Origin of the sequence: Nocardia sp. NPDC004068, assembly GCF_042874315.1 — a bacterium.
Lineage (GTDB): Bacteria > Actinomycetota > Actinomycetes > Mycobacteriales > Mycobacteriaceae > Nocardia.
The window spans coordinates 431011-439707 of the sequence record NZ_JBIAMW010000008.1 but is presented as its reverse complement, the minus strand read 5'-3'; the positions used below and the strand labels follow the sequence as shown (position 1 = coordinate 439707).

The window sequence follows — 8697 nt, the reverse complement described above, 5'->3', positions numbered from 1 at the left end:
TCGAGCGAATGTGTGAGTTGGCGCTTCACATCCTGCCGCCGAAGACCCGCCCTCTTCTCAACCACCCACCGTCATCAACGTCACGACCCACAACATCTAGCGCTACAACATTGCAGGTCAAGAAGTGTGCTCCCCGCACGCGCGGGGATGAGCCCTCCGTGCGCGGAAGAAGCCCCGTCAGAAAAGCGTGCTCCCCGCACGCGCGGGGATGAGCCCTTCTGGTTGAAGTTCTCCTGGACCTCGGCCCAAGTGCTCCCCGCACGCGCGGGGATGAGCCCGTCAGCCGGGGGCGGTCTTCGACCCCTTGCAGGCGCTCCCCGCGTGCGCGGGGATGAGTCGATTGCCTCCCGGTTGTGTACCGGATTGTCGTGTCGATGCTCATACTGGACTGTTCGGCATCGAGAAGTCGCACCGCATCGAGGATCGGGGAGAGCAGACATGGATGACGCTCAGATGGCGATGGATCTTGACGTACAGATCGACGATACGAGCCGCGCGTGGCTCGATTGGGTCGAGCCGACTCGGCAGGCCGCACAGGTGCAGAAGTTCCTCGAGCGAGTAGGTTTGCGTGACATTCCTGCCCAGCCATGGCCGGAGGATTCGGTCGAGGTGAGGAGACTCGATCCGGTTGCGGAAGAACTGTTTCCGAATTGGGAGACAGCGACGGCTCCTGAGTCTGCGGATCTCACTGACGCGTTCGTGTGTTTCATCGGTGAATGCTTTGGGCGCTGGGCCCACGCCAAATGGATCAATTACGAGTGGTTTGGGCGTGAAAATTCGTTCTACGAACGGATCAATCCTGCACTGGAATTCGACACATTTGACGAAGATGTGGAAACTGCCTTCGGTCTGGTGAGAAGCATAATCGAGTACAACAGGGAAGATCACGACGGAATGTTTTCGCGGGCGGCTGCGATCTTCCGCGAGTACGTCGGCTACGTCGAGGAAAAACGGCACGACGATGCGGGCTTGTGATGCCTGACCTCGCCACCTGGAAACTTTCTGATCCAATGGGTTCGCATCGGGGGGCCGGCGATGGCGGATGGTTACGACAGAGACCGTGAAGGCGTCGAGCCGCATATACGTGGCAGAATATTCGAGCTAGGGGTAGCTCTCTTCTTTCGTGATCGCGAGAACGGATACGTTCGGCAATCTCGCATATACGAAAGCAGCGAGGGACGGATTCGATTCGACCATATCAAGATCGAACAAGGGCGAACCTACACCATCGAGGACAAGTCGGGCAGGATCGAGGGTAGGAAAGACGAAAAGCAACTCAAAGCCCTCAGAGAAATTCTCGCCAAAGACCCTCGCCACTCGCATTTGCTTCGCTCCGTCGAAGGCGAGGCCGTGTCGAAGGAGGTCCGAACACTGATCGATGGCCTGGCCAGAGATTTTCCAACTCAGTTCGCGCACCAGGTGATCTCGCGCGCCGATGCCCGCGAAATCTGGGCCCGCGGACGAGCTCTGGAGAAGGGGCAGCAGCTCGAACTGCCTGGAGTTGGGGAGCTGGCCCGCCAATCCCGCGACGTCGGGAGGAACGCCGAGAAGCGTAAGGGGGTCCAACAGGCTCTGGCGTTCGCGCGATCGCTGGCTGTGGCGAAGCAGCAGGCGCGGACACAACAGGCGCTCGCCCAGGCTGTCGAGACGAAGAATCAGCAGCTCGACCAGGCGCAGAAGAGTGCGCTGGTCGTCGATGCCGCGGATGTGCAGCAGGCCCACCATGCCGCGTCCCAGCAACTGGACAAAGTCCGTTCGGCAGAGAAGGCGAACACAAAGGACATGCTCGCCGCGATCGGAGTCACCGGAGAGCATGCGCGGGCGATGGAGGAGATCCTTGCTCAGGGACGAGAGAACCAGCGTCAAAGGCTCGTTCAGGGCATCGAGGCAGTCGGGAAGGTGGCCGCGCGGGAAGCGCGCGCACAGCTGGCGCGGCAGCAGGCTGCCGAGTTCCAACGCCGACAGCGCGAGCTGGCTCGGCAGCGCGGCTACGCGCCGGAACTGCAGGCCATCATGGAGCTGATGAACCAAGGCAGACCCGCGCCGGGCGTCTCACTCCCCGGTGCGCCCGACGAAGTTCCCGAGGTTCAACGAGGCGGGCGTGCCGCCGAGCGCGCACTCGAACTCCGCAAGCAACAGGGGCTTGGGATTGAGAAGGCCGGATGACCCTGGTCAGGCTATCGGAGCGGGTTCCTCAGCGGCTCGGCGGCGAGGAGGCATTGCAGATTTGGCCGCCGCGCTGGAGTAGCTGCGGCTGGTGGTCACCTGCAGCGGGGACGGGCAGGCCGTGGGTCCGACCTCGTCGGATGGTCTCGGGCATCGGCTCGCCGAGATGCTCGGCGGGGTGTCCAGGCAACGTGTTCTCGGCGATTCGTGCAAACCCCTGTCTGCATCGGATAGGGGTCGAATCTGCGGGTGCCATGACCCAAGATCACTTGCTCGACTTCGAACAGTAGGGCCGCGATCGTGCTGTGCGCGATTCGCCCGGCTGAACAGGTGGCTACGCTGGCAATCGGGCATGAGGGCCGTCGGCTGAAAGTGAATAAAATTGTCTACTGAAGGCTGAAACACCGCAGGTCAGCAAGTGTGCTCCCCGCACGCGCGGGGATGAGCCCATCGCGCACAGCAGGTTCGCCAGGATCATCGGGTGCTCCCCGCACGCGCGGGGATGAGCCGTCCGGCGTGTGGCGACATTTGGAACGACACGAGGTGCTCCCCGCACGCGCGGGGATGAGCCCCGCCAGGACTGCGACAGGTACAGCCGCCGGTCGTGCTCCTCGCACGCGCGGGGATGAGCCCCGGTCGTGGCCAGCATCGCCGCCTGTAACAACGTGCTCCCCGCACGCGCGGGGATGAGCCCCAGTTCCATCCATCCGGGGAATGGAACTCGTCGTGCTCCCCGCACGCGCGGGGGGATGAGCCCGGCTGCGCCGACCCGGCCCGTGGTCGTCGAGATGTGCTCCCCGCGCGCGGGGATGAGCCCGAGTCTGTGGGTCGGTCAGGCGAGGATCGGCACGGCGGTCGTCGGCAGGTCCGCGCGGCGGTCGTTGACACCACCGCGCGGACCGGGGCGTTATGTCGATGCCGCGTTTCGGAGTTCGGGGATGGCGGATTCGTAGCGGGCGATCTCGGCGGGCCGTTCGAGGTAGAGGTCTCCGACGTGTTCCTCGATGTGGACGATCGGCGGTTGGGTCATGCGGGATTTCGGCATCATCGGGAACTCCAGCAACGAGAACGAGCCGAGCAGGGCGCCGACGTGATTGCGGGTGGTGAAGGGGACGACCCGGATCGACACGTTGGGGCGGTGATCGAGCTCGGTCAGGTGGTGGAGTTGTTCGGCCATCACGGCGGGGCCGCCCCATTCCTCGCGCAGCGCGGCCTCCGAAACGAGGATCTCGGCGGTGAAGTCCGGATCATCAAGGCGAACTTGGCGTTTCAGCTCACGGTGGACGCGTTCCTCGATCTGGTCGGTGGGGGCATTGGGGGCGTCGGTCCAGGCCACCGCACGGCTGTATTCGGGAGTGCGGACCAGGACGGGCAGGCGGATGACCGCCCACGCCGCCAAGCGGACGGCTTGCTCCTCGAGCGCGATGCAGGGATCGAAATCGGGGATTTCCCGATCGAGAAGTGGCTGCCACCAGCCGCCGCCCCGCTCGGCGGTGCGGCGTGTTTCGCAGGCCAAGGCCAGGATCAGGCGACGCTCCTCGTCGGACACACGGTAGAGGTTGCACAGGGTGTTCATGTAGAGGTCGCTCGCCGAGCGGACGGACAACCCTTCCTCCAGTCGGCCCATCGTTTGGGGGGAGATCCCGAGGACGCGGGCCGCGGCTGCCTGGCTCACGTCTGCTCGGTCCCGCAAGGCGCGCAGTTTCTGGCCGAGGGCGCGTCGCGCGAATGTCGAACCTTCAGCAGGCATTTCGTCTCCTTGGATCGTTGCAGGGTGGTTGGCTCAGTCAGAAAGCGGTGTCGGATTCACCGGTATCGGGTGCCGGTGGAACCGGCTCGTGGTCGGGTTCCGAGGCGGATGCCCGTGGTCACGGTGAGGCAGAGCAGAGCGTCGAAGCTCAACCGTTCGGCGGCGGTCGGTTCTGTCTGCCAGATGTGGGCGTCATCGGCTGGGCCCGGCAGCGCGATGGGCGCTCCGGGCACCGTGCGGATCGCGGAGACGCGGGGGTGCGCGTCGAGGATCGCGACCGACCGCACATCACCCACGACCGCCGGAGCGGTCACGAAAGTCACTGCGCCGGTGTGGATGTTGCGAATCTCGGGCGTGTTGAGCTGCCGTCGGATGAGTTCAACATGGACCTGTTCGGCGAGGTGTTCCGACATCTGGATCGCGTCCACTCGGCCCGCGGGGGTTGTGATCAGGTTGTGGGCGTCGACGCGGGCGTCGAAGCCGTGCTCGCGCCGATACCGGGCGGCGTGCTCGCAGGCGTCGGCAATGATGTGACACAAGGTCATGGTGTAGTTCTCCCGGTGGTACGGTGGCGTTCGCGCGGACGCCCCGTGCAGCGTGAAGGGGCTAGCGCGAGCACCACCGGTGCCGAATTCCTTACGCGCCCTTATCCCCTCCGGAAGGGCACGCTGGGTTACTGCTCCTCGGTGTCGTCGTCGGGTCCGCGCATGGATGTTCACCTCCTCTCGGTAGGGTTTGGGCGCGCCGTCCACATTGGTCGCGAAATGCTTTCGGCCCGAACGACTTTGAGGTGCCGCCTATCGCAGCGAACCCCAATCATGCTGGCGCTCCGGGGCTCGCGACCTGGAGCCTTGTTCAGATCCCTGGGGGTGTCACCAGGACAGAGCAAGCGACTGCATCCACTCAACGGCTCGTAGGCGAAGACTGTGGACACCCGCATCGCGTACATACAGATCGCGGTCATGATCCGAACCAGGCATTGCTACAACACCTTCGGCCAACCGTGGTTCGTTCATCGGAGGTGCCGCTGGGCCGGACAGCGGCAACCGAAGCCGTTGCGGCACAAAAACAGCGCCGCGATATCCGAAAATCACGCGACCTGGCAGGTGCCACAGATTGCCCCTGTTCGCGGGCTCGTGTTCGCCCTCAGCCGCCGTCCCCGAGCGCGGGTAGTCGCAATGATCGGCGGGTGAGTTCAGTGGTGAGATCGGTGTAGCCATCGACCAGTTCCGCCAGCCGATACCAGGCCGCGTGCACCTGCGGGTCCTGGGAGAGGTCCGCCGTCATCAAAAGGTGGTAGGCGTGGACCTGCAATCGGGCCAGGCGGTCGATCACCGCGCCGAGGGATTCGGTATGCATCCGCGCGCCGCCGCGCGGCACCGGCAGGTGGTCGGCCGCCCACGTATCGACAGCGAGAACCAATTCTACTCGGGGACAACAACACTGGGTCTCACACGTCGGCATCGTCTGGTACAGGGTGCCGAAGTCGGCAGCGAGTTCGAGGACCGGATGCCTACCGATGTGGTGCCCGCGGATCGCCGTACACAGCTCCTCCGCGGAGGGCAGCACGTGCGGCCGCGAATCGTACGGGATGAAGTTCATGGTTCACCTGCTCTCGCATCGAGCGGGGAGTGGACGGAGTTGCTCACGGACGAGTGCGAGCACAGCGGAGCGCGAGGGCGGCGACATGCCCTTGGTCGGTGGTGACGCCCACAGCCAGCCGGTCGCGTGATCGCTCACCGGCAACCAGATCCGCTGTCCGGCATCGAGTACACGCACTCCGCGCGCCGCGAGCGCATCCAGCGCGCTCCGGGCGAACGCCCGGCCCCGGGTCGTGGAGACCACGAAGACCCAGTCCGCTATCGGGTGCGGGTAGGTCACGACCATCACCGCACCTCCCGCCGTACGGCGGTCTGTCCCGAATCGGCTGCGGGCAGGCCGTTTTCACCGAGTGACCACAAGCGGGCCGCCGAGTTGCCCATGGTGGCCAGCCCGACCAGCTCGAGCACGGTCAGCCCCAGCGCCGCCGCGTCCCGGCGAAACGTGTCCAGTTCGTCCGCGACCCGCAGCGCGGCCTGGGCTTGCTCCCGCGACAATGTGCGACCGGGGAGGAAGCTCACCACCCATCTACCCTGACCGACGCTGCGGGCCAGCTGCCCGGTCCTCCCGCTCACCAGCGGAGACGTAATGCCGTGGGGTTTGGGCATGTTCTTCCGCCCCCGTCGTGCCGCTGGCGATCGCCGCGTCGCCGCTCGCCTGGTCTGGCCTGCCGCCTGCTTGTGCGGTATCGGCGAGGAGTCGAGAACGAGCCGTGTCATAGCCACCCCTGCGTCTGTGCTCGGTGTCCCCGGAGGGAGCGCCTATGCTTGTTGTGATGCTTACATTTAAGTGTAACGCGAAGGATGATGTCATGAATACTGCTGATTTTGATGAGGTAGTTTGTCCGCAGGAGGCTGACAGCGAGGGAGGGGAACCAGTGCGCGACGATCGTTCCGATCCCTCGGCGCTGCGCTTCCTCGTCGGCCACGATCTGCGGGCGGCTCGCGAACAGGCGCATATCAAGCAGGCCGACGCGGCCAGGCACATCGGTTGCACGCCAGCGAAGCTGAGTTACATGGAGAGCGGCAAGACGCAGCAGGCTCCCGACGAGGTCGCAGCGCTGCTCCGCTTCTATGGGGTCAAGGTCGAGGACGTCGAGCGGACCGTCACGCTGGCAGGACGAGCCGACCACGGTACCTGGTGGGCACCGTTCGGTGAGGTTCTGCCGGACTGGTTCAAGACGTTCGTCGGGTTGGAGGGCTTGGCGTCGAGGCAGTTCGAGTACGCGGACAAGGTATTGCCGGGTCAAGTGCAGACGGCGGACTACGCGACCGCGCTCCTCGGTGACAGCCTGCACATCCCGAAAATGGACCTGGCGCAGTCGGTTCGGGCGCGGATGGCCCGTCAGCGGGTTGCCGAAACCGACAATCCGCTACAGCTCAGCGCGGTCGTCGAGGAGGCGGCCCTCGATAGGCCGGTCGGAGGTCCTCGGGTTATGCGTGAGCAGCTCGAACACGTCCTCAGGCTGATGGAGAGGGACAACGTCGAGTTGCAGGTCATGCCCACCCGAGTCGCGGTGCACGACGGTCTGCCGGGCTCGTTCATCGTCCTCGATTTCGCGGAGGCGCGAGGGATCGCGTACGTCGAGTACCACACGGGCGCGCTGTATCTCCAGGATCGCCCGCAAGTAGACTTGTACTCGCTTGCCGCCGAGCAGATCCGCCAGAAGGCGAGCTCGGTCGAGGATACGACCGCAGCGATCGAGCGCCGCATCTCGCAGTACAAGGACATGGAGTAGCAATGAGCACCGACATCCGCCGAGGCTGGCGGAAGAGCACCTTCAGCAACAACGGTGGTGCCTCGTGCGTCGAGGTCAACTTCGTCGGCAACCAGGTCCTTGTACGAGACAGCAAGTACCTGCGGGACTCGGCCAACGATCCCGCTACCCAGCCGGTGCTCTCGATGTCCGCCACCCTCTGGCCGAGCTTCTGCACGCACTCCATGAATCCGACGTCGGAGAGCGATGCGACCGGCTTGCCTCGTATCGTGCGCCATGCGGATGGCCATGTCTCTGTCACAAACGACGACGCATCCGTCGAGCTGGTCTTCACGCCGGATGAATGGACGGCGTTCATCGAAGGAGTTCGCGCCGGGGAGTTCGACCTCCTGACGGTATAGCTGTCCCGGCGGCGACTCCGTTGTCCAGAAACGCCGCCCGGCCGCGCACAACGCCCGAACGGATGCGTTTGTCACCTACGGGCCAGATGTTCAGATTAGGCAAGGCGCGCAAGATCTTTCGGGCTCGCGGGATTCACCATGTCGGCAGATGCGGTGCGGAGCGGTGATCGGTTCGCCGTCATGCTCAGCGCGGATGAGAAGACTGTTGGCCTGGTTCTGGCCACCTACAGAGCCCCGAGGACTTGGTCGCCGATCCCGATACCCAGTTGACCCCGGGCTCGATCACCGCACTTGTGGAGACAGCGAATTTCTGTCGGACATTCGACGTAGGGTCGCGTCTCGACACGCCGAGGTTCTCGACACACCGATTATCCGGCCGCTCGAACGAAAGTGAATGAGATTCTTCTGATGGCGCTGCATCACTACAGGTCATCAAGTGCGCTCCCCGCACGCGCGGGGATGAGCCCTCCTCGCTGTTGGCGGCCGGGTCGGTCATGTAGCGCTCCCCGCACGCGCGGGGATGAGCCCAAATTCGCCGAAGCCGCCGCCCTGGTGGTCGGCGCGCTCCCCGCACGCGCGGGGATGAGCCCTGACCGAGACCGACCTGAAGGAAACCCGATGAGCGCTCCCCGCACGCGCGAGGATGAGCCCATCGACCGCGCCCTCGCTCCCGCCTCGCACCGGCGCTCCCCGCACGCGCGGGGATGAGCCCTTGCCGAACGTATCGATCGACTTCTCAAGGAAGCGCTCCCCGCACGCGCGGGGATGAGCCCGTGTGGATCGGCACGAGCGTCGAGTCGCAGCGGCGCTCCCCGCACGCGCGGGGATGAGCCCTCCGCAGCATCACCACGAAGCTGTGGCGCTACGCGCTCCCCGCACGCGCGGGGATGAGCCCCGCAAATCCCTCTCGCCACGGGCCTCGAGGTCGCGCTCCCCGCACGCGCGGGGATGAGCCCGGTCCGGCGGGGTCGGTGAGGGTGCGGAGCAGGCGCTCCCCGCACGCGCGGGGATGAGCCCGTGCAGGTCTCGCTTCTGGCGTCCATCTCCGGGAGCTCCCCGCACGC

At 65.2% G+C, this 8697-nt stretch carries 8 protein-coding genes and 2 CRISPR repeat arrays (1 of these 10 only partly in view); of the genes, 4 read left to right on the top strand and 4 right to left on the bottom strand.

Annotation, left to right across the window (positions count from 1 at the left end):
- The first annotated feature begins 438 nt into the window (after positions 1-438).
- Together ACFYTQ_RS22760 and ACFYTQ_RS22755 are read left to right on the top strand one after the other, a co-directional pair.
- Positions 439-975, top strand: a complete 537-nt coding sequence (locus ACFYTQ_RS22760; protein ID WP_387364218.1) for a hypothetical protein — start codon at positions 439-441, stop codon at positions 973-975.
- A gap of 60 nt (positions 976-1035) precedes the next feature.
- Complete coding sequence (locus tag ACFYTQ_RS22755; protein WP_387364215.1) at positions 1036-2166, top strand: hypothetical protein; 1131 nt, start codon at positions 1036-1038, stop codon at positions 2164-2166.
- Positions 2167-2586: 420 nt separating this feature from the next.
- Positions 2587-2983: direct repeats of the CRISPR family, unit length 28 nt; unit sequence GTGCTCCCCGCACGCGCGGGGATGAGCC.
- 90 nt (positions 2984-3073) lie between these two features.
- Here the strand turns inward: ACFYTQ_RS22755 and ACFYTQ_RS22750 are convergent.
- From ACFYTQ_RS22750 to ACFYTQ_RS22735, 4 genes are all read right to left on the bottom strand, one after another.
- Entirely contained in the window at positions 3074-3916 is an 843-nt protein-coding gene (locus ACFYTQ_RS22750) for a helix-turn-helix domain-containing protein (protein ID WP_387364212.1), read from the bottom strand.
- Between the two features lie 56 nt (positions 3917-3972).
- Positions 3973-4461 (bottom strand): hypothetical protein, encoded by a 489-nt coding sequence (locus tag ACFYTQ_RS22745; RefSeq protein WP_387364209.1) that lies wholly within the window; start codon positions 4459-4461, stop codon positions 3973-3975.
- 601 nt (positions 4462-5062) lie between these two features.
- Positions 5063-5518 (bottom strand): DUF4254 domain-containing protein, encoded by a 456-nt coding sequence (locus ACFYTQ_RS22740; protein WP_387364206.1) that lies wholly within the window; start codon positions 5516-5518, stop codon positions 5063-5065.
- Positions 5519-5802: 284 nt separating this feature from the next.
- The gene (locus ACFYTQ_RS22735; protein WP_387364203.1) at positions 5803-6090 is read right to left on the bottom strand and encodes a hypothetical protein; all 288 of its coding nucleotides are present in this window, start codon (positions 6088-6090) and stop codon (positions 5803-5805) included.
- 236 nt (positions 6091-6326) lie between these two features.
- Here ACFYTQ_RS22735 and ACFYTQ_RS22730 point away from each other — a divergent pair, with 236 nt between their 5' ends.
- Positions 6327-7253 (top strand): helix-turn-helix transcriptional regulator, encoded by a 927-nt coding sequence (locus ACFYTQ_RS22730; RefSeq protein ID WP_387364200.1) that lies wholly within the window; start codon positions 6327-6329, stop codon positions 7251-7253.
- A 2-nt stretch (positions 7254-7255) separates the two neighbouring features.
- The gene (locus ACFYTQ_RS22725; protein WP_387364197.1) at positions 7256-7633 is read left to right on the top strand and encodes a DUF397 domain-containing protein; all 378 of its coding nucleotides are present in this window, start codon (positions 7256-7258) and stop codon (positions 7631-7633) included.
- Between the two features lie 438 nt (positions 7634-8071).
- Positions 8072-8697: direct repeats of the CRISPR family, unit length 26 nt; unit sequence GCTCCCCGCACGCGCGGGGATGAGCC (it continues 197 nt past the right edge of the window).